At 59.3% G+C, this 20,365-nt stretch carries 18 protein-coding genes; 16 read left to right on the top strand and 2 right to left on the bottom strand.

Annotated features, from left to right (window positions below; genetic code table 11):
• The first annotated feature begins 5 nt into the window (after positions 1-5).
• On the top strand, positions 6-785 hold the full coding sequence (locus tag WCA10_RS22465) for a hypothetical protein (protein ID WP_472824771.1): 780 nt from the start codon (positions 6-8) through the stop codon (positions 783-785).
• 24 nt (positions 786-809) lie between these two features.
• Here WCA10_RS22465 and WCA10_RS22460 read toward each other — a convergent pair whose 3' ends face one another.
• Entirely contained in the window at positions 810-2,309 is a 1,500-nt protein-coding gene (locus WCA10_RS22460; protein WP_472824770.1) for a hypothetical protein, read from the bottom strand.
• 138 nt (positions 2,310-2,447) lie between these two features.
• Between WCA10_RS22460 and add the strand changes: the two genes are divergently transcribed.
• From add to WCA10_RS22395, 13 genes are all read left to right on the top strand, one after another.
• Positions 2,448-3,461, top strand: a complete 1,014-nt coding sequence (gene add / locus WCA10_RS22455; protein ID WP_472824769.1) for an adenosine deaminase — start codon at positions 2,448-2,450, stop codon at positions 3,459-3,461.
• A 139-nt stretch (positions 3,462-3,600) separates the two neighbouring features.
• Positions 3,601-3,822, top strand: coding sequence for a hypothetical protein (locus WCA10_RS22450; protein WP_472824768.1), 222 nt, complete (start codon positions 3,601-3,603; stop codon positions 3,820-3,822).
• A gap of 296 nt (positions 3,823-4,118) precedes the next feature.
• Positions 4,119-4,508 carry a zinc metalloprotease gene (locus WCA10_RS22445; protein ID WP_472824767.1) on the top strand — a complete coding sequence of 130 codons (390 nt, stop codon included), beginning with the start codon at positions 4,119-4,121 and terminating at the stop codon, positions 4,506-4,508.
• A gap of 155 nt (positions 4,509-4,663) precedes the next feature.
• Positions 4,664-6,724: a DNA mismatch repair endonuclease MutL gene (gene mutL, locus WCA10_RS22440; RefSeq protein WP_472824766.1), complete on the top strand. Its 2,061-nt coding sequence runs from the start codon at positions 4,664-4,666 to the stop codon at positions 6,722-6,724.
• A 158-nt stretch (positions 6,725-6,882) separates the two neighbouring features.
• Positions 6,883-8,409: a hypothetical protein gene (locus tag WCA10_RS22435; RefSeq protein ID WP_472824765.1), complete on the top strand. Its 1,527-nt coding sequence runs from the start codon at positions 6,883-6,885 to the stop codon at positions 8,407-8,409.
• Positions 8,406-9,152 (top strand): (d)CMP kinase, encoded by a 747-nt coding sequence (gene cmk / locus WCA10_RS22430; RefSeq protein WP_472824764.1) that lies wholly within the window; start codon positions 8,406-8,408, stop codon positions 9,150-9,152. The genes WCA10_RS22435 and cmk overlap by 4 nt, the downstream gene beginning before the upstream one ends.
• 499 nt (positions 9,153-9,651) lie before the next feature.
• Positions 9,652-10,356 (top strand): hypothetical protein, encoded by a 705-nt coding sequence (locus WCA10_RS22425; protein WP_472824763.1) that lies wholly within the window; start codon positions 9,652-9,654, stop codon positions 10,354-10,356.
• A 119-nt stretch (positions 10,357-10,475) separates the two neighbouring features.
• Positions 10,476-12,338: an ankyrin repeat domain-containing protein gene (locus WCA10_RS22420; RefSeq protein WP_472824762.1), complete on the top strand. Its 1,863-nt coding sequence runs from the start codon at positions 10,476-10,478 to the stop codon at positions 12,336-12,338.
• Between the two features lie 934 nt (positions 12,339-13,272).
• Positions 13,273-13,539, top strand: coding sequence for a hypothetical protein (locus tag WCA10_RS22415; RefSeq protein WP_472824761.1), 267 nt, complete (start codon positions 13,273-13,275; stop codon positions 13,537-13,539).
• Between the two features lie 35 nt (positions 13,540-13,574).
• Entirely contained in the window at positions 13,575-14,579 is a 1,005-nt protein-coding gene (locus WCA10_RS22410; protein WP_472824760.1) for a lysozyme inhibitor LprI family protein, read from the top strand.
• A gap of 497 nt (positions 14,580-15,076) precedes the next feature.
• Positions 15,077-15,646, top strand: a complete 570-nt coding sequence (gene pyrR / locus WCA10_RS22405; RefSeq protein ID WP_472824759.1) for a bifunctional pyr operon transcriptional regulator/uracil phosphoribosyltransferase PyrR — start codon at positions 15,077-15,079, stop codon at positions 15,644-15,646.
• A gap of 88 nt (positions 15,647-15,734) precedes the next feature.
• Positions 15,735-16,769: an aspartate carbamoyltransferase catalytic subunit gene (locus WCA10_RS22400; protein ID WP_472824758.1), complete on the top strand. Its 1,035-nt coding sequence runs from the start codon at positions 15,735-15,737 to the stop codon at positions 16,767-16,769.
• Positions 16,766-18,064, top strand: coding sequence for a dihydroorotase (locus WCA10_RS22395; protein WP_472824757.1), 1,299 nt, complete (start codon positions 16,766-16,768; stop codon positions 18,062-18,064). The genes WCA10_RS22400 and WCA10_RS22395 overlap by 4 nt, the downstream gene beginning before the upstream one ends.
• Positions 18,065-18,127: 63 nt before the next feature.
• Here the strand turns inward: WCA10_RS22395 and WCA10_RS22390 are convergent, their stop codons facing one another.
• The gene (locus WCA10_RS22390) at positions 18,128-18,367 is read right to left on the bottom strand and encodes a DUF2934 domain-containing protein (RefSeq protein ID WP_472824756.1); all 240 of its coding nucleotides are present in this window, start codon (positions 18,365-18,367) and stop codon (positions 18,128-18,130) included.
• 311 nt (positions 18,368-18,678) lie between these two features.
• On the opposite strand from WCA10_RS22390, the gene WCA10_RS22385 reads away from it, so the two are divergent.
• The gene (locus WCA10_RS22385) at positions 18,679-19,611 is read left to right on the top strand and encodes a hypothetical protein (RefSeq protein ID WP_472824755.1); all 933 of its coding nucleotides are present in this window, start codon (positions 18,679-18,681) and stop codon (positions 19,609-19,611) included.
• Positions 19,612-19,773: 162 nt separating this feature from the next.
• The gene (locus WCA10_RS22380; RefSeq protein WP_472824754.1) at positions 19,774-20,115 is read left to right on the top strand and encodes a GIY-YIG nuclease family protein; all 342 of its coding nucleotides are present in this window, start codon (positions 19,774-19,776) and stop codon (positions 20,113-20,115) included.
• The last annotated feature ends 250 nt before the right edge of the window (positions 20,116-20,365 follow it).

Raw genomic sequence — 20,365 nt, 5'->3', positions numbered from 1 at the left:
TCGATATGAAAGTCGCGCCTCGCTCCTTCGCCCTCGCAGTTCTCTTGTTGGGGTCGATTTCCGATCTCACGTCCGCTCAGGATGATTCCATCGAAGCCCGCGCTAAACAGATGTCGGATAACCTCATCAGGCAACACGAAGCCTGGCGCACCATGTCCAGTCCCGGCGCTTCTATCCAAGCCAAGGCGGTTAGCCGAGAAGGAAACATCTTCTCTTACAACCTTTACGTAACTGGACTGCCGACCGACCAGCTCTATACAGTGGTCGCCTGGCCGGTGACTGGTGAAAAGCCCTACGTACAAATGGAGGGGGTAAGCCTGAGCAAGGACGGCCTTGTTAGCTGCACGTGGCGTCAGGAAGGAGAGTGCGAAGACCCTGATTCCTCGCCCAGAGATGCCGGTGCCGTCGATTTCACATTCAAACCGGTCAAAGGTGAGCCATATCGCTTCGCCCTGATCAACGGAGATTCGAAAGCATCGATCATTATTGTTCCGGACCCGATCACGGCCAAAGGCAAAGGATGCACCCTCGACGTGGTACGCCTGACTCCCGGCTTTGAACTAGCATTCTTCACCGGAACAGGCTATCCGCCGAATCTCGAAATCACGTTCGACAGCGATTCCTACGGTGAGAAACACACAGTGAAAGCGACTTCAGACAGAGAAGGCAAAATTCATTTCGCGATGATGCCCTTCGTCTTAGGCCACCCAAAAGGAACTACGCGGATCGCCGCAGTTGGCACCAATTGCTCTCCTTCGCTGAAATTCGAGTGGGGACAGCCCTAGGTTCGCAAGGCGCTAACAGGCTCCCTACAGCGAATTCAAAAACGCAATCAGCTGCCGCTTCTCCTTCTCCGTAAAGTTCATCTGGAACCGCTGATTATAAAAATTCACTAGCTCCTTCAGATCCGCAGCCGCTCCGTTATGAAAATACGGCGCGCGCGCCGCCAACCCCCGCAAAATCGGGCCTTTTCCGCGGTTCACATCGACGCATTTCCCCGTGACCAGCCCTTTTCCCGGATCGGAAGTGTAGTACGTGATCGTGCTCCCCGGATTCGCCGGGTCAGGACAGCCGCGGATCTCAAACACCGGCATATCCGGCGCGCTCAACTCCCGCAGCCCCGCCACGATTGCATTATCCGATTCATACCCCGGCAGCCGGCTCGTCGCAATATCCAGCGCAAGCGCAACCGTATGGTTGCCCACATTAGGCGAGTCGTGGCAGGTCGTGCACGTGCCCGTTATCGACGCCGGACTGCCCAGCGCAGGATTGTCATTCAACCCGCGCACTCCGGTAATGATCGCCGCCCGTGTATTAAACAGCTTCTCGCCCGCGGCAATATCTTCCCGCGCCGCGTTTCTTCCATGATCGTCCCAGTCGTCGCGGCCGTCATACCTGTGTCCGTTAACGCTCGGCTTCTCCCACGCCGTGTACAGCGAGAACGCATTCGCATTGAACGGAGATCCTTCTGGATCCCCTCCAAGAGCATCGTTGGCCCCCGGATAGTACGGCTGATTCGATAGCACCTTCGCGCCCCCCATCGCCCCGTGCTTGTCCAGCGCGCCCGCATCGTTATCGCGCACCTGCGCCGTCGAGAGCCCCATTTCGAATTGCACAATCTGCGCCAATTGCTCGTCGCTCGGCGCCACTCCCTGCGCATGTCCGGTAACGGCGCTTTTCGCCTGGTCGGCCAAATCGAAAATCATGTTCGCATCGATCGTCTGCGCATTATTCAGCGGCATAAGGGTCTCGCGCCCGTCGAACATGATGGCACTCAGGTAGCGCAGATTCGCGGTCGGCAGCGGCCGCCGGTACACAGAAATCAGCGGCCTGCCCGTCGCCGCGTCCGTCGTCATCGCACACCCATAAGGATCGTGCACCACCGCGATCTGAAACTCCGGCGCCGCCGGCAAAGTCATCCCCACGCGAATCAGGCCGCGATCGAGCAGCAGGCTGTGTGCATCCCGTCCCGTCGAGGTCGCAGTCGGACAATTCGCGCCATCAATCGCAGCAAACAGCGGATCGGTTCCGTGCGTACGCTCGTAAAGCTTCTGAACTCCCTTCGCAGTGATGCTGAAGGCCTGGTCGGCCTCGTGGCATGTCGCGCAGGTTCGCCCATTCGTGCCCAGGCTCTGGAAAAACGGATTGTCCTTATGGATATTGCCCGCGGTATTGAACGTGGCAACCGCGCCCGTTTCATCCTCAAATGGCTGAAGATTCGGAATCATCGACAGCATTGCAGCGCCCGCGCTGAGTGACAAAAACGAAACCACCGCTACCACCCCATGACGACTGCAGACGACCCTCATGCCGACAACCTCCTGAAACGACCCCGAGGCTCAGTGAATTGAATGCAATCATTTAGTGAACTCACCCTGCCAGTCGTTTCAGCAACCCAGGGGTTACGTTTGGAACATCTCCACGCAGCACCAAAGTAAACTCAATGCATGGACGATATTCAGGCGTTCATTCGCCGCCTCCCCAAGGCCGAGCTACATCTGCACCTTGAAGGCACCATCAGCCCCGCCACCCTGGTCGAATTGAGCCAGCGCCATGACGCCACGCCCATCACGCTTCCCGAAGCCGAAACGCTTTACCACTTCACTGACTTCACGGGCTTCCTCTTCGCGTTCAAGGCCGTCTGCGAACGCCTCGTCACTGCCGAGGATTATGAACTCGCCGCATGGCGCATGGCCCAGCATCTCGCCAAGCAGGGTGTCGTCCACGCTGAGGTCTACATCTCTGTCGGTGTCATCTACCACTGGCGCAATCCCGATCCCGACTGCTTCGATCCCATCTTCGCGGGCCTCGAACGCTCCCGCCTTCAGGCCGAGCGCGAGCTTGGCCTCACGCTCTACTGGATTCTCGATGCAGTTCGCCACTTCCCGCTCGACGAAGCCGAGAAAGTATTCCGCAAGGCTGCCCAACTTCGACCAAATAGCCCTTCCGTCATCGGCATCGGCCTCGGCGGCGACGAGCGCCGGCGCGGCTCCGAACCGTTTCGCGACATGTATGCGCGTGCCAAAGAAGCCGGCCTGCGCCTCACCAATCACGCCGGAGAAACGACCGGCCCCGAAGCCATCTGGGAAGCCCTCAATATCGGCTCCGAGCGCCTTGGCCACGTGCTCTCTGCGGTGGAGGACCAGAGTCTCCTCCAAGAGCTAAAAACACGGAGTGTCGGGCTTGAGCTCAATCCCACCTCGAACGTCCGCACCGGCGTCTGCCCGTCGTTCGCCGTGCATCCGCTGCGGCGCTACTTCGATGTGGGCCTTCTCGTCACTCTCAACTCCGATGACCCCGCCTTCTTCGGCTCCGACCTCGCCAACGAATACCTGCTGGCCCACACCGAACAGGGATTTACGCGGGATGAACTGCGAAATCTTGCAGCGAATTCCTTCCGCGCCAGCTTTCTCCCGGCGTCAATCAAGAATTCATGGTTAAGTAAAATTGATCAAACGTAGCGGCGTCTTTTCGCACTTTACTTAAGAATTGTGACAAACAATGTACCCATCAAACCAAAGTTTTAGTCTCACTTCACTCCTGTGGGGTACGTCAAACCAGAGTTGAGCTATCATCGATACTAGGAGAATGATCCACGCCATGTCTGCAGAAGCCAGCAACCTGACGCTCCTCGACGAACAAGAGGACAGCAAGACCCTCAAGGTCATTGGATGGGTCTCCGTCGGCATGGCCATCGCCGCCCTTGGCCTCTACGTGGGCCGCGAGATTCGCCAGCGCTACAAATTCAACAAGCGCACCCCCTATGACTTCTACTCGAACGCCGGCAATCGGCAGTCGACCGAGTTCGGCGTCGGCATCTAAGCCCTCCGCACCCCGAGAGTCAAAATGCCGCCTCGCGCGGCATTTTTCGTTTCGGGTCGTTCTTCCCAAATCGGAATTCATCGTCCGACTGAAGTCCAACGATCACAGCTGATTTCATTTCGATTCAGAAATCGCTCTTGCTTCATCAGCGAGACTTCTGCGTGGTAATCGTTTTGCACCCACGCGTAACCACTCCGCAGCGTTACTTCTTTATTTCCACATATTTCGAACGATCCTGTGTCCATCTCCGTACATCCAGATGTGCGCGAAGAACATCAGACTGAGGGAGAGTTGATATGAATTATCTACTTACACATTGGCTCCTCTCCCTCGCGGGAACAATGTTTCTCGGCATTTCCGCAATGGTGCTCCATGAGTTTGGACACCTAGCGACATCGCTGATGGTTGGCATCAAGGTCAAGAGCCTTGGGATGTGCATGAAGGGTATGTACATCGTGCGCGAAGCCGGATCGCCGATGAAAAACCTGCTTGTCTCGCTCGCCGGCCCGCTGACCAACGTTGCCCTGATCCTGCTCTTCTGGCACGTGTCGCCCACGTTCACACTGGCCAACATGTGCCTCGCGATCTGCAATCTGGCGCCCGTGCGCGGCTCAGACGGCGACCGCGCCTGGGCCTGCTTCGAACAGATGCAGAGAGAATCCTCCCCCGCCACACAACTGCAATAACCAGAGAATTCTCAATCCCCCCAAAGCCGGAAGCACCAAGCTTCCGGCTGTCTGCTTTTGCTGTTCGCTTTTGCTTTTGCTTTTTGATCCCTAGTCCCTCTGTCCTTCTGTCCCTCTGCCCTTCTGTCCCTGTCCTTCCCTGATACCCTTTCCCCATGGGGCGCATTCGTGTTCTTTCCGACCAGGTAGCGAATCAGATTGCTGCCGGTGAGGTTGTCGATCGTCCCGCCTCCGTCGTCAAAGAGCTGCTGGAAAACGCGCTCGACGCTGGAGCCCATCGCATCCGCGTCGAAGTCGAAGCCGGCGGCCGCAAGCTCATCCGCATCGCCGACGACGGCCACGGCATGAATCGCGACGACGCCCTCCTCGCCTTCGAGCGACACGCAACCTCCAAGCTCCGCACCGCCGACGAATTGCTCTCGATCTCCACTCTTGGCTTTCGCGGAGAAGCTTTGCCATCCATCGCTTCGGTCGCGCGCGTTGCGCTCGATACCTCCATCGGCGAGGACGGCCCCGGCACGCACCTCGACATTGCCGGCGGCAAAATCCATCACGTCGATGACGCTGCATTGCCCCGCGGAACCACCATCTCTGTCTCCGATCTGTTCTTTAACACCCCGGCGCGCCGCAAATTCCTTCGCGCCGAGTCGACCGAGCTTTCTCACGTAACCGCGCTGGTCACGCACTATGCCCTCGCCCATCCTGAAAAGCACTTTGAACTCATCTCCGCCACACACACGCTGGTCTCCGCGCCGCCGGTCACCAGGCCCGCTGAGCGCATCTACCAGATCTTCGGCAAAGACACGCTCGAGCAGCTGCTTCCCGTCGCCGCCGAAACGCAACTCGACCACGCCGGTCTTCCCGAGCCGCCTCCGTGGAAACGCGATCCCGACGAACCCTCCCGCAAACCGGGCACAGTTCGTGTATCCGGCTTCTACTCCAAGCCGGAACTCCAGAAGCTCAATCGCAACTCGATTTACATCTTCGTGAACAAGCGGCTCATCCGCGACCGCCTGCTGCTCCACGCCATTGCAGAAGCCTATCGCAACATCATTCCCCCCACCAGCTCGCCGGTGGTGCTGCTCTTTCTGGAGATGCCGCCCGAAGAGGTGGACGTGAATGTCCACCCCGCAAAAACAGAAGTCCGCTTTCGTCAGCAATCTCTGATTCACGACTTTGTGCGCGACAGCCTGCGCAACGCATTGATCGCCGCGCGCCCGGCCGCTGGCTTCATGACCGCGCTCGAGTCATCCCCCGCCGCAACACCCTCGCTGATCCCCGTACCCATCTCCCGCCTTCCCGGAGCACCTCAAGATTTGCGTCCCGACATGCCGCCCGACCGCGAAGGGGGAGTAGTCGACACTTCTGAAGCCGAGACGTTTCACCTGACGTCGCGCCCACTCACGCCGGTCCCTGGCAAGCTTCCTTTCGGCGAGCGCGAAATTGCCACGCACATCGAGCAGCAGACCATGCGCGAAGTTGCCGCAGCCTTGATGGAGCCGCCTACGAATGCCGCCGGCCATCTCGGCTGTTCGCCGGATGACATTGACCGCGCCTCCAGCCAGCAATCGGCACAAGCCGGAGCAGCCCAGGTTGAAGCCGACCAGCACGTCGCCAACCTCAACCACCTCGGCTCTCTGCGGCCCATCGGACAGTTGAAAGAGTCCTTTATCCTCGCGACCGGAGACGAAGGTCTCTGGATCATCGACCAGCATGTGGCACACGAACGTGTGCTCTTCGAAAATATTCTTCGCGATCGCCAGGTAGAAAAAGTCCAGCGCCAACGCCTCCTGATGCCCCTCCTCGTGGAGCTGAAACCCTGGCAAATGGTAATTTTTGCGCAAATTGCTCACGAACTTGAGCAAAACGGCTTCGAAGTAGAACCCTTTGGCCCTCAAACACTTGCGGTCAAGGCCGCTCCGGTGGGTTTGGAGGGCGCGGCTCTGGAACGGATGCTCCATCAGGTCATCGAGCAATCCGAAGCTCCGAGCGAAGCCTCCTTGAATGAGGATCTTACGTCCCTGCGTACGCGCATCGCCGCGTCCATTGCCTGCCACTCCGCCATCAAGATCAATACCCCACTTGACCCGAAGCGAATGGAGTGGCTATTGTTGGAACTTGCAAAGACCGAGCACCCAACGAGTTGCCCCCACGGCCGTCCGATAGCTCTGCTGTACTCCTGGAAGGACATTCAGCGGGCCTTCCATCGAATTTAAAAGGCATTTAAGATAGAACTTGGGTGGCATTCCTCCGCTTCACGTGAGGTTGCCAGGGCCTAGCGCCGACCCGGAAGTGAGGTTTTTCTTTGACATCGGAACAATTGCTACAAGCGCGCGCCGAAAGAATGCGCCAAAACGGCCTTGGAACACTTACCTTGGACGAAGCCCGTACGTGGATGGAAGAGACCGGACTTTGTCTCTTTTTGCCCAGACGGCAGTTTCCCCCTTCGGTTGCACCATCTTTCGTTGAGGCCGTCGCCGGACGGCCGGAGGCGACCGCGGATCAGAAGACCATCGCCATCGCTGAAGATCTCCTTATCCGTCTTGAAAATGAGGGAGTTGCGGTAAGGCTCAACCTGCAGGGCCAGCCCGGCGAACAGCCCGACTATGTGGTCGCTGCCTGGGTTCTGCCCTACGTGTACGCGCTGCGCGGCGATCGCGACTGGCGCCGCAGCCCGCAGCTTACCGGCTCGCGTCAGGTTTCACAGCTCGCGGTCCACGTCTACAAGCAGCTCGAAGGCGGCGACGCCAATGTCTCACACCTCAAACAGGCACTGGGACGCGAGGTTTCCGAGTCTGCCGTCGTTCGCGCCATCACTGAGCTCTGGCAGCAGTTGCGCATCATCCCCGTCATCGCAGCCAGGGGACAAGCCGCCAAGTGGCAGCTGCTCCGCACCCGCTTTCAGCGGGCCATCGCCGAGGGCGCTTCCACCTCGCAGGTCACGGCTATTTCAGTACTTGCCTCCATCTACCTTCAAGCTGTAATTGCCGCCAGCATGGAAGATGTCGAGCTCTTTCTGGCCGCCCTCACCGCGCGCAGCAAGATACGCGAAGTCATCCGCGGCCTGGTCGCAACGCGTCAGGTGCATACCATTTCGCTCGGCCATGCGCCGCACTTCTACGTAGCCGGCACTCTGCCGGAGTTCGAACCGGTTTCGACTATGTACGCTAGCTCCTCCATGCCGGCTTCCGCCTACTTCCTGCGCTCCTTCGAGCGGGACGAGGAAGCGCACGGCCCGGCCATTTCTCTGCAGCGCCCACATCAGCCGATGCCTGTTCCGCCGCCTGCGCCTCCTGTTCACCTCGACCAACCCGTTCAGGCTGAAAACCATGTTCCGCGCACACCGGTGCGCCGGCCCGCCGCCAATGGAACTTCCAACGGATCAACGAATGGAACTTCCAGCGCCGCACGGCCGCATTTCAATCGCGCCTCCTCAAGCGGACGCGATCGCAAGTCAACAAGTGCGAGCAGACCTGCGTCGTCAACTTCCAACGGCCATGCAGCGCGCCGCAGCTCGGATGCTCGCCCCGCTTCCAGCCGAACACAGAGCAGCTCACGATCTGCGTCAAGTCCGCGCTGGGGCGCCGCCAAGAACGGAAAGCATAACGGCACACATGCTCCCTCGCGCAACGGCAACGGAACCCGCTCGACAGGAACCGCCTCGCGCGTCACAAACGGCAATGGCGCCCATCGCAACGGCAAGTCGACGGCACCCTCGTGGAACAAGCGCACGGGAAACGCCAAGAGCGCAAAGCCGGTTGCAAAGTCGTCTTCGGCACGCAAAGAAGCGCGCCCGGTGCGCAAAAGCCGTCCCACGCTGGCTGCTGCCGGACGATCAGGGGCGAGCGGCAAGCGGTTCTTTAAGAGCCGCGGCAAACAGGGGACAAAGAAGCGCGGATGAAGGCGGACGAGGCTCCCGAGCCAAAACTGAAGCGAAACTTTGTAGTTGCCATCGACGGGCCGGCCGGTGCGGGAAAGAGCACCATCGCGCGACACCTGGCCCGGCATTTCGGCCTGCTCAACTTGGAGACTGGCGCGATGTATCGCGCTTTCGCCTTGAAGGCGCTTCGCCTTGATGTTCCGCTGGATGATCCGGCAGCCCTTCAACGTCTCGCCGCTGAAACCGAGATCAAGCTCGAGCCGGGCGACGAGGAAAACCGCGTCCTGCTCGACGGCGAAGACGTCACTGGCCAGATCCGCAATCACACCGTCACCGACGCCGCATCGCGTGTGAGCGTGTTCCCCCCGGTCCGCGCAGCCATGGTGAAGCGCCAGCAGGAAATAGGCGCCCAGGGCGGCGTGGTGATGGAAGGCCGCGACATTGGAACCGTCGTGTTTCCCAATGCCGAAGTCAAGATCTTCCTCGACGCGGCGCCCGAGGTGCGTGGCATGCGCCGTTATGACCAACTTGGCCAGACCGGACACCCGGATGCGAAACCCGCACGCCCGCCTGAAGAAGTGATTCGCGACCTCCGGGCGCGCGATGAACGCGACCGCAATCGCGCCGACTCCCCGCTGCGGCCCGCGCCGGATGCGTACCTGCTGGACTCAACCAATCTCTCTCTCGAAGAAGCCGTCAAAACAGCAGAGAATACCGTCGAGGCATGGCTGGCGAAGCAAGGGCGGGACGCCACCAATCGATAACTTGTTCGGTTTCTTACTTTAATCTCCAGTCCTCGGGCCACGGGACCTCCGCGCTGCCGTTTTTTAATCAAGTCGAGATCGTCCTGTGTCACACTGAATTGGCATCATCTCCTCCCAGTGTTGAGTCAGGAGGCTCAGATGTCTCTTCATTGTCACGAATGCGGGTCGAGCAGTCTGCGTCGGGCACATTTTCGCCTCTCCGACACACTTCGCCTGCTTGCTTTTCAATATCCGGTTCGCTGTCGCGGGTGCAGAAAACGCTGGCACGCATTCATTGTCGATGTGCGCCGGTTGCCCCACGCGCCCCATCGCCGCGAGAACGCCGAAAAGGTGTCCTGAACCCATCCGGTCTCCCATGCGGCGGGCCATCCCGTTTTAAGTGGATCGTGCCCAGGCGCCTCGTGCGCGCACCAGCCCCGGACCACCGCTTCCCGCCGGTCCACCTTCGCCCATCCTGAAGCCCACAATCCAGACCCCGATGCGATAGGCTTGTCACAGGATGGAGATCACCTGCAATCGCTGTCATCAGTCTGTTCCGGCCGAGAGCTGCTATTGCCCCGCCTGCGGACTGCCTCAGTTTGTCTACAGCGCCGAGGGTGAAAGCGCCGTCCCGCCCGCCTCTGAACGATGGCCCGAGCCTGTGCGCGATGCCGGTTCCATCGACTGGAAGCCGGGCATGCGCGCGGCCCTGGCGCTCGCAGTTCCCGCAGGTCTGCTCTCTTCCGGAATATCCCCGCTGAGCGCTCTCGGCATCTTCTGGATGGCGGGAGCAGCAGCATGGGCCGTGGTGCTGTACATGCGCAGCCAGCGGCCGGCGTGGATCACCATCGGGGCCGGAGCGCGCATCGGCCTCGTCACCGGTTTGATCGCAGGATGGGTCACCTTTGGCGTCAGCGGAATCTGGCTCTTCATTGAGCGCGTGTTTCTGCACCAGTCAGGACAGATCGACGTACTCTATTCAGCCTTTCTGACAACATTCCAGCAAAAGGCGCGTGAATCGATGTCCAGCATGTCCGGGCCGGATGCGGCACAGGTGCAGGCGTCGCTGGCACAAGTGCAGACGTGGCTCACTTCGCCCGAAGGTCACGCGGGAATCTGGGCCCTTTCCATCGCGGTCAACTGCGCCTTCCTCGTGCTGTTTGCTGTCGGCGGCGGCGCCCTCGGCGCCCGCATCCAGGGCCGCAAACGCCGGCCCGAAGTCTAGGCGAATTCCGCGGTCCGAAAGCGATTCTGACCATGGTGGCTGCACGGGAACTGAAGAACTGGCCACGATAGGCCCGGAACCTAAGTTTTGATTGCTCGTATTCAGAAAACTGCGAGAATATGAAGAACACCACATCCCACGCTGATTCAGCGATGAACTTCACCAATGGCGGTGAGTTGAAAGATCGCGCTTTCAAAAGATGGATCATCCCAATATTGGGCGGAGCTTGCCTATCTGTTGGGATGTCAGGACAATCCACCGAGCCGCAGAAGAAGGCGAAGAGCACCCCGCAAAAGGCAGAGATCACGAAGTTTTTTATTGGGAACCCGATAGAAGATTCTGGATATGAAACCGGGCCGTTGCACATTATTTACGACGACGGAACCGAAATTGTGAAAACCTTGCCGCCGGTGAAGGCGAGCACCGAGAAGGAAACGGTCTTTAATGCTGTTGGATTCTCAGATGTTCAGTTGGCGGAAGATCGACAAACGATTGGCTGGACGATCAATGTCGAGAACTGTTGTACGTCCTATTCCATTCCTTTGAGCGTGGTGGTATTCCGAGACAAACAGGTTCTCCATACCCTCAGTCAGGGGATGATGGTTTGGAGTTGGAAGTTTGTTCAGGGCGGCAAGCAAGTGGAGGCAGTCTTTGGGCCGACCCACGGTACTGACGTCGGCGACGATTGTCTCTACGACGTAAAGTCCGGCAAGCTCATATCGGAAACTTACGGTGACGAAGACACCCAAGCCCCGAAACCCGTTGCGCCGAAATTGGCCGACACTCCAGGAGACGATCTTATCCATGCGGCACAACAGGGAGATCTGCCACGCGTGCTGGCATTGCTCGGGTCGCACGTAGACGTGAACTCCGGGTTAAGCGGCAATTTGAACGGAGGCACCACGGCGCTCATCGAAGCATCGAAAGCTGGCCACTTCGACGTAGTAAAAGCCTTGATTGCGGCTCACGCCGATGTAAATGCCAGAGATGAGGTTTCAAAAGAGACAGCGCTAATTTATGCGTCTGGAAGCGGTCGATTGGATATCGTCCGGGCGCTGCTTGCCGCTCATGCCTCGGTCAATACTACGGGAATTTACGGCAACCCCTCCGCATTGTTGGTGGCTTCAGTTGGAGGGTATGCGGCGGTGGTAACCGCGCTAATCGCCGCAGACGCAGACGTGAACTACAGAACCTCTGACGGCAGCTCCCTGTTGATTCTAGCGTCAAGCCAGGGCCACTTGGACGTCGTACGAGTATTGATTGCAGCCCACGCTGACGTTTCTGCCAAGGAAGATAATGGTGACACTGCGTTGATCGATGCCGCTGCCAATGGCTATCTGGATGTTGTACAGGTCCTGCTGGAGAATGGTGCAAATCCGACGGACATGGCAGACTATGGCGGTACGCCATTAAAGGCCGCGGCAGAGGCAGACCACTTGGACGTCGTGAAGGCTCTGCTCGCCGCAGCCGCCAATATCAACGAGATGGGGAGAGATGGCACGACGGCATTGATGTCCGCTTCAAGGGCGGGTCATTTGGACGTGGTGCAAGTGCTTTTGAGGGCCCATGCTGATGTGAACGCGAAGCAAGGCTTTGCGATGCCTACAGCTCTGATGTTGGCAGCTGAAGAGGGCCGCCTCGACGTTGTTCGAGCATTGCTGGACGCTCATCCCGATTTGAACGCAGGGAAGGGTGAGTGGGGCACTGCATTGATGAAGGCGGCTGGAAAGGGTCACCTGGAGACAGTTCGGGCGCTCATTGCCGCTAATGCGGACGTAAACGCGGCAGATCAAGAGGGCTCGACGGCGCTGATGGCGGCAGCACGGAGTGGATATATGCAGGTCGTGAAAGCGCTGATTGAAGGCAACGCCGACCCGAGCATAAAGGCGCATAACGGCAAGAGGGCCGAAGATTTTGCCAAGCTCAATGGCCATGAGCAGATTGCGGAACTGCTTTTTAAGGCAAGACCCCCCGAACACTAGGCCGCCTCATACTCCAATTTGGAGTCAGTGATCCAGTTGGCCCAAGGGATTTTCAGGATTTGAGGCGCACTTTCGCACCGTGGGCGGAATACCGCCAAACGCCGTTCCCGTTGGCGCGTATAATCCCAGTGCTATGACGGCGGTTGACCACGTCTTAGCTGCTAAATTCCACGAAGAACCCAAATGGAAAGAGAATACCCACTTACACCTTATTTGTGAACGACGGAGCAATTGCTGCCGCAGCGGAAGGAGACGAGCAGATCAACAATGAAGAAGTTAGCTTGTCGCGTCCTAACTTTAATGATCACGTCGGTGCTCTCGCTGCCTGCACAGTCTGTTGATAGGCCTAAGCCGGGATTTGCGCTATCCATCGAAGGGGAGAAGTCCCCTCAATTGGGTTATCCCCCTGGCACTCATGTACTGTTGGTGAAATACACAAACATCTCGGACCAAATTGAAGAAAGGTCGAGTTCAGATTCTGAAGATTGGTTGAACATGATTGTGCTGTTCGACGGTGCCCCCGCACCAGAGACCGAGTTGATGCGCAGTCTTAAGAAGAGCAGGAGCCCGGTGCCTTCCTCTGGATCTTGGATCGGGAGCGTCCAGTTTGGGAAGAAGCTTCAGCCAGAAGAAAGTGTTACGTGGGATCTTTGGATCAGCGAATACTTCGACATGACCAGGCCCGGGACGTACACGATCACTGTCAACCGAGAAACATATCCTGGCGAACCGGAAAAGAGCGTAACAGTATGGTCCAATACATACACAATCTCCGAGCCTCCAGCTAAAACCCCATCGGCAGCACAAGAGGTGAAGCCACGGCATGTGTAAGGGACCAGAATAAACAAACTGCTGTCTCGCGACTCCCATGGTGGGCTTGCTCCTAAGGAAACTCCTCGTGGTCCACCGACTGCGCTGGTGCTAGACTCTGCGCATGGCAATCGCTGGGCGCATTTTCGTTGGGCTGGGGGTGCTTTGTTTAGCCCTTGCCGGGTATGTGCTCTGCGCGATCTCGTATGACCACAACCGCGGAACATGGTTCCCCAATCTCTTCGATTCGTTCTTCTATCACGCATCAGCAGTCCTCGCAATCCTGGGCGCAGTCGGCCTCCTTAGCGGAATCTACCTCCGTAGAAAAGGTCGAGAACTGCAGAGGTTTGATGAGGCGATGAAGGAGCAGTATCCGAAAGAGATTGAGTGAATCCAATACCCTGCACGACTGTTCGGAACATCTCCTTGCTTCTACTGCTATTGGCAAGCAGCGCGGCGCTAGCCGCCAGCTTTGATTGCACCAAAGCAAAGACGCGCCAGGAAAAGGCAGTTTGCTCCTCGCCGGAACTGAGCGAGGAGGACGACAAGCTGGCTGCGGCGTACAAGGCGGTTCTGGCGGCAGCCAAGCCTGAGACGGTGGCCGAAGTGCGCGACGGGCAACGGGCTTGGCTCCGTGCGATTGCGGATCACTGCGTAGTTCCAGGATCGGCGCCTCAAACGGCCCTAGCCGAATGCCTGCTCGGCTATTACGAGACGCGAACCGCAGAGCTGCGGCGCCTTATCGGCACAAATCACGATGCATTCATCACGCAATTTATCTACTTAACCTGGCCAGATGACCCCGGTGAGGGCTCGGACTTGGAACAAAACCCCGGCTTTGGCACGTTGAAGTCCACATGGCCTGAGTCGACCAGAAGCACTCCCGAATGGAAGGCGTGGAACAAGGGCATCGAAGCAGCGACACAGAGCCTGGCTTCGCTCGATGGGGAGAAAAGCCCCTCCGGCGAGTGGTTGAAAAAGTGGGCGGCAGACGGGGATTTCGACGTCAGTGCTTCGGTCGGCTTTTATAACGAGGAGTTGGTAACGGCATCCATTGGCATCGAAGGGATGGGCCACGGCTCCGGGCATCCAAGCGAATACGGGATCGAATTCAACTGGCTGCTCAAACAGAAGCGGGAACTGCGCCCCGAGGATGTATTCCGAAAGGATTCTCAGTGGGAGCAGATAGTTGAGGCGCGCTGCTCCAAGGAGCTACAAGAATCCGATGCGGACCGGCTGTACGACGACTGGGAAAAGGCGCTCCCTAAGGTCGTTCTCGATTCGCGAAACTGGCGCTTGAATGGCGAAGGCCTGACGATCGACTTTCCGGAGTACACGGTCGGGGGTCACGTGGCTCCTGTCGGTCCGGTGATGATCCCTTGGGCGACGCTGAGACCTCTTCTGCAGTCGAGTTTCGCCATTCCGAAATAGAAGCGGATGCTCCATCTCGAATCGTATTGTGATTCAGGGCTGGTTTACTCAGGACTGCTCTCGCTGAATATTTCTGTACGATTTTCAACTTTAGACAAGAATCTTAACGGCAGAAAATGTACAAGATTCGAATTTCAGCAAGTTCCGGGCGGGTCACCGCCTAACGACAACCGCCCAACTGTCAGTTACTTTTTCAGCAACATTACCGCAGGTTGGCCGTCGTTCGCGACGCTGTCTTGCCTTCTTTCCCGCATTTATCGAGAAGCAAAGCGGAGATCGGCGCGACCCTCCGAAGCCCGTCAGGCCATCGTCCACTTCTCCACAACTTGCCCCCTAACCGTCAAGCCTTCTATCATCCGGCGAGGGATAACGGTGAAACTACAGAAACCGTCTACGGGCTGCGCTCTGCAAGGTGGCTCGTCCAGGCCGGTTCCGTACCCCTGAGCGTTCCGGCGCTACGATCTCGAGTTTCTTGAACCGCGGTTTCGAGAGTGCTTATGACCGAAAAAACCAACGCGGCCGCCCTGCGCGTGAAGGGCAGGCTGATGTCCGCCTCGGAGGTGGAGCGCACATTGGTGCGCCTCGCCCACGAAATTGTGGAGAAAAGCAACGGCAGCGAAGACCTGACGTTGATCGGCATCAAGCGGCGCGGCGTCCCCCTGGCCGAGCGCCTGGGCAAGCTGATCGCCGGCATCGAGAAGCGTCCCGTCGACACCGGCACGCTCGACATCCAGTTTTATCGCGACGATCTCTCTACGGCCGGTGTGCGCCCCGTCGTGACGCCCGGCGCCCTCGGCTGCGAAGTCGAAGGCCGCGACGTCGTGCTCTGTGACGACGTGCTTTATACAGGCCGCACCATCCGCGCCGCTCTCGATGCGCTCTTCGATCATGGACGTCCACGACGTGTGCAGCTTGCGGTCCTCATCGATCGGGGACATCGCGAGCTGCCCATCGAAGCAACCTATGTCGGCCGCCACGTCCCCACCAGCAGCCGCGAAATCATTGAAGTCAAGTTCCACGAGGTCGATAACGACGAGCAGGTGTTGCTGGTCGAGCGGGTGGACTGAAACGAACAGCTGTCAGCCGTCAGCTTTCAGTTTCCGTGTCGGAAACGAATGGCTGAAAGCTGAGAGCTGAAAGCTGAAAGCCAGGAAAATGACTGCTATCGCACCAACGCCACCCGTCCGCCGCCAGCTACCAACACCACAACCGCCCGCATCGCCCTTTCCGTACAATCCCGGTTCGCTGCTTTCGGTCAGCGACCTCAGCATCGAAGACATCAGCCACCTGCTCTTTCGCGCAACCGTTCTCGAAAACCTCGATCCGCTGATCCGCGACTGCATTCTGCTCAAGCGCCGCATCGCGCTCCTCTTCTACGAGTCCTCCACGCGCACCCGCACCAGCTTCGAACTCGCCGCGAAAAGCCTCGGTGCCGATACCACGCTGGTTTCAAGCCTTTCCTCGAGCATCGAAAAAGGCGAGACGCTGAAAGATACCGGCCTTACCCTGCGCGCCCTCGGCGCTGAAGCCATCATCCTCCGCCACAACTCCTCCGGCGCAGCGTGGCTGCTGGAAGAGACAACACGCCTGCCTATCCTCAACGCAGGCGATGGCATGCACGAGCATCCCACCCAGGCGCTCCTCGATCTCCGCACCATCCTCGCGCATCTCCGCTACGGCGTTGAAACCCTCACCGCCGACACATTGAGCGGTGTCACGGTCACCATTGTCGGCGACATCCTTCATAGCCGCGTTGCCCGCTCCAACATGCTTCTGCTGCCACGCCTCGGCGCACGTGTCGTCCTTTGCGGACCTCCGCAGTTGCTGCCCGATTCCGCTGCCAGCGCCGGCCCCGGCATTTCCGTCGAACGCGACTTCGAAACCGCGCTGCGTGAGTCGCAGGTCGTCATGATGCTCCGCATTCAGGCCGAACGACTCGCAGGCCTCCAGCTCGACCTCGCGCAATACAAAGACGCCTACCAGCTCACCGGCCAGCGTCTTGCCGCACAGGCTCCCAACGCAGTTGTGATGCATCCCGGCCCCATCATTCGCGGCCTCGAACTCACTGCCGGTGTCGCCGACGGCGCTCAATCCGCCATCCTCGAGCAAATCCGCCACGGTGTAGCCATCCGCATGGCCGTCGTCGAACGCGCGCTCACAGCAGCGAAGAAGGAAGAAGGCCGGGCATGACCGCTCTCGTAATCCGCAATGGCCACCTCATCGATCCCGGCGCCGGCGTCGACACCCCCAAAGACATCCTGCTCAAAGACGGCAAGGTCGCCGAAATCGCCGCCCCCGGGAAACTCAAGCTCGCCAACGGCGCGGAATCTCTCGATGCCGCCGGCCTCACCGTCGCTCCCGGCTTGATCGACATCCACGTCCATCTCCGCGAGCCGGGCCAGGCATACAAGGAAACCATCGCCACCGGCACCGCAGCCGCAGCCGCCGGCGGATTCACCGCCGTCGCCGCCATGCCCAACACAACCCCCGTCAACGACTCGCCTGAAACCACTCGCTGGATGCTTGCCCCCGAACGCGGTGCCTGCGTGCGCGTATATCCCATCGGCGCCGCCACCCGCGGATCCAAGGGCGAAATATTGAACGACTTTGCCGCGCTTAAAGCCGCCGGCGCCGTCGCCATCACCGATGACGGCCACCCCATCCTCAAAGACAGCGTGATGCGCGAAACCCTCGCCGCCGCCGCCCGCGTGGGCTTAAGCGTGATCCAGCATGCCGAAGACACGCGCATGACCCAGGGCGCCAGCATGAACGCCGGCCCCGCCGCATTCAAGCTCGGCCTGCGCGGCATGCCGCCTGAAGCGGAAAGCTCCCTCGTCGAGCGCGACGTTCGCCTCGTCACCGAACTGCGCGATGCGCGCGTGCATCTCCACGTCGCGCACACCTCCACCGCCGCAGCCATCGCCGCCGTCCGCCAGGCGCGACGCAACGGACTCCGCGTCACCTGCGAAGTTGCGCCCCATCACTTCCTGCTGACCGAAGAGCACGTCGGCCTCTACAACACCAACGCCAAGATGAACCCGCCCCTGCGCTCCGCCGCCGACCGCGATGCCATGATCGAAGCCATTCTCGACGGTGTTGTCGACGCCATCGCCACCGACCACGCGCCGCACGCGACGCACGAGAAAGAAGTGGAGTTCGAGAACGCCCCCAACGGCATCACCGGCCTTGAGACAGCACTCGGCCTCTGCCTGCGCTGGTTGCACAAGGAGTGGAAGCTGCCCCTCGGCCGCGTCCTCAGCCTGCTCAGCGCACAACCCGCCGCGCTGCTCGGCCTCAAAGGCCGCGGCACCCTCGCCGTCGGCAGCTTCGCCGACGTTGTAGTCTTCGATCCCAAAGCCGAGTGGACCTATCACGCCAGGGAAACCCTCTCCAAGGCGCACAACACTCCCTTCGACGGTTGGGCAATGCAAGGTAAAGTTCGCTGGACAATCAGCGAGGGCCGGATAGCGTATGGGAGCCGGTAAAAAATGAAAACGGAACGTGTCCTTCCCGTCCTCTGCTGAATGAATGTCCTGCTGGTTCTGTCCTTACGAAGCCTTGCCTCTCAGCTCCTGCTCCGCGCGCAGCCAGTCTTCCGCGTCGTGTCCGTGCTGTCTGCCGCGTTCCGCCCAGAACTTGTGTGCGAGCCGCGCGATCTCTTCGTGCGATACACTGATCGACGTCACTTTCGAAGCTGTCGTTTTCCGTTTGGGTGCGATCTCCTTGATTGCCGATGCTGACGCGCTGGTCTTTTTGCGCGTCGACGGTTTTTTCGGGGTCTCTGCCATCAGAATCTTCTCCTTCATGTGGCCTGGGCCTTTGAACTGGCCATCCTCTACAGGTTACTAAATAGGCAAATCCCAATAAAGCACGAACCGGCGCTGCGTACCATTTCTGTCAGGACAGCCACGCATCCCCATTCATTGCAATGTGCCCGGTCCCTGCATTCAGCGCAGGGTTTCGTAATGCGACACAAATGCGGCTCCCCGTTACCCCCGCGCTCATCCCATTCATCTTTCCATAACATTTCATCCACCCGACTCTGCCGCCCGCCGCGTGCCTGTCTGACCTCAATAACACCGCATGCTATAAAAATCCCATGCGCCACGATTACGCACCGCGCCCCGCGCATATCCGCTGGCTCCTTGACTCCGACCCCGGCCTCCGCTGGCAGGTCATGCGCGACCTTACCGACGCACCTCCCGCCGCCATCGCCGCCGAACGATCGCGCATCGCCACCGAGGGCTGGGGAGCGGAACTGCTCGCCCGCCAATCCCCGCGCGGCCACTGGCCCGGCGGACAGTGGGACCTCGTCACCCTGTGGAGCCTCATCGTCCTCAAGGACCTCGGCCTCGATCCCGCCAGCAAACAGGCGCGCACCATGATCAACCGCATCGACCGCCACCTCGTCTTCAAGCCGCTCAATAACCGCCCCTACCTCAGCGGCGAAACCGAGCCCTGCATCAACGGCAGAATCCTCGCCATCGGCGCTTGCTTCAAGCAGCCCAACGACGCACTTGCCCGGCAGCTCCTCGCCGAGCAGCTACCCGACGGCGGCTGGAACTGCAAAGCCCCCCAAAGCTCTCGCTCTTCCTTCCACACCACCATCTGCGTGCTCGAAGATCTCCTCGAGTACGAACGCGCAGGACGCAAATCCGCAGTCCTCACCCGCGCCCGCAAGCGCGCCGAGAATTATCTCCTCAGCCGCCGCCTCTTCCGCTCGCTCAGCACCGGCGACATCGTCAACAAGCGCTGGCTCCGCTTCACCTACCCCACGCACTGGCACTACGACGTCCTGCGCGCGCTCGACTACTTCCGAAACGCCGGAGCCAAACCCGATCCGCGCATGCAAGAAGCGATCCAGATCGTCCTCCAGCGCCGCCACCAGAACGGCCGCTGGCCCCTCAATCTTCTCCACCCCGAATACATCCCCCTGCAGATGGAGACCAAAGTAGCCAGCGCCAGCCGCTGGAACACCCTCCGCGCCCTCAGAGTCCTTCGCTGGTACACCACCTCAACCTATACGCTGTGACCTGGGAAGCCGCGCGCCATTTCGGCGAAGGAAACCGTTGGTCTTGAGCCAGTCAGGAGAATCTGTCATCTTGAGCGAACCCTGAGCACAGCGAAGGGGTAGTCGAAAGATCTGCGGTTGTCTCTGTCACATCGCCGCAACCGTTAACTCGGTACCATGCCAATGATGTCGGATCGAACCTATTTCGCATACATCGTCGCGAGCCGAAGCCACACACTCTATGTGGGCGTTACGGGCAATCTGCACAAGCGCATATTCCAGCACAAGTGGAAAGAGCACGACGGATTCACTGAGAAATACAACTGCGATCGCCTCGTCTGGTTCGAAGTCTTTGAGGAAATCGGAAAGGCCATTGCCCGCGAAAAGCAGCTCAAGGGGTGGCGAAGAGAAAAGAAGATTGCCTTGATTGAAAAATCAAATCCAGCGTGGATTGATCTCAGCCGCGAATGGTATGAAGTGGAGCCTGCCGACTTCAAACGTGCAACTGATCGGTTGCATAGCTAGAGACAACCGCAGATCTTTCGACTCCGCTTCCCACCCCAGCGACGAAGATCTGTCGCCGGAAACCCCGGCTCTGCTTCGCTCAAGAAGACAGAACGCTGTCATGCTGAGCGCAGGTCGCCACAGCGACCGCAGCCGAAGCATCCGCGGTTGCTTTTCCGCTGCGGACACCGCGGCTGCCCACTGACAATCACCTTCGATTGGTTTTGTGTCAGGGCAAGACGCGGGGAACTCTTTGCGTCGCGCATCGAAA

The organism is Occallatibacter sp., from assembly GCF_049582745.1.
In the GTDB taxonomy this organism is placed as follows: domain Bacteria; phylum Acidobacteriota; class Terriglobia; order Terriglobales; family Acidobacteriaceae; genus Telmatobacter.
Note: the sequence above shows the minus strand (reverse complement) of the source record. Positions and strands in the feature narration are given on the sequence as shown.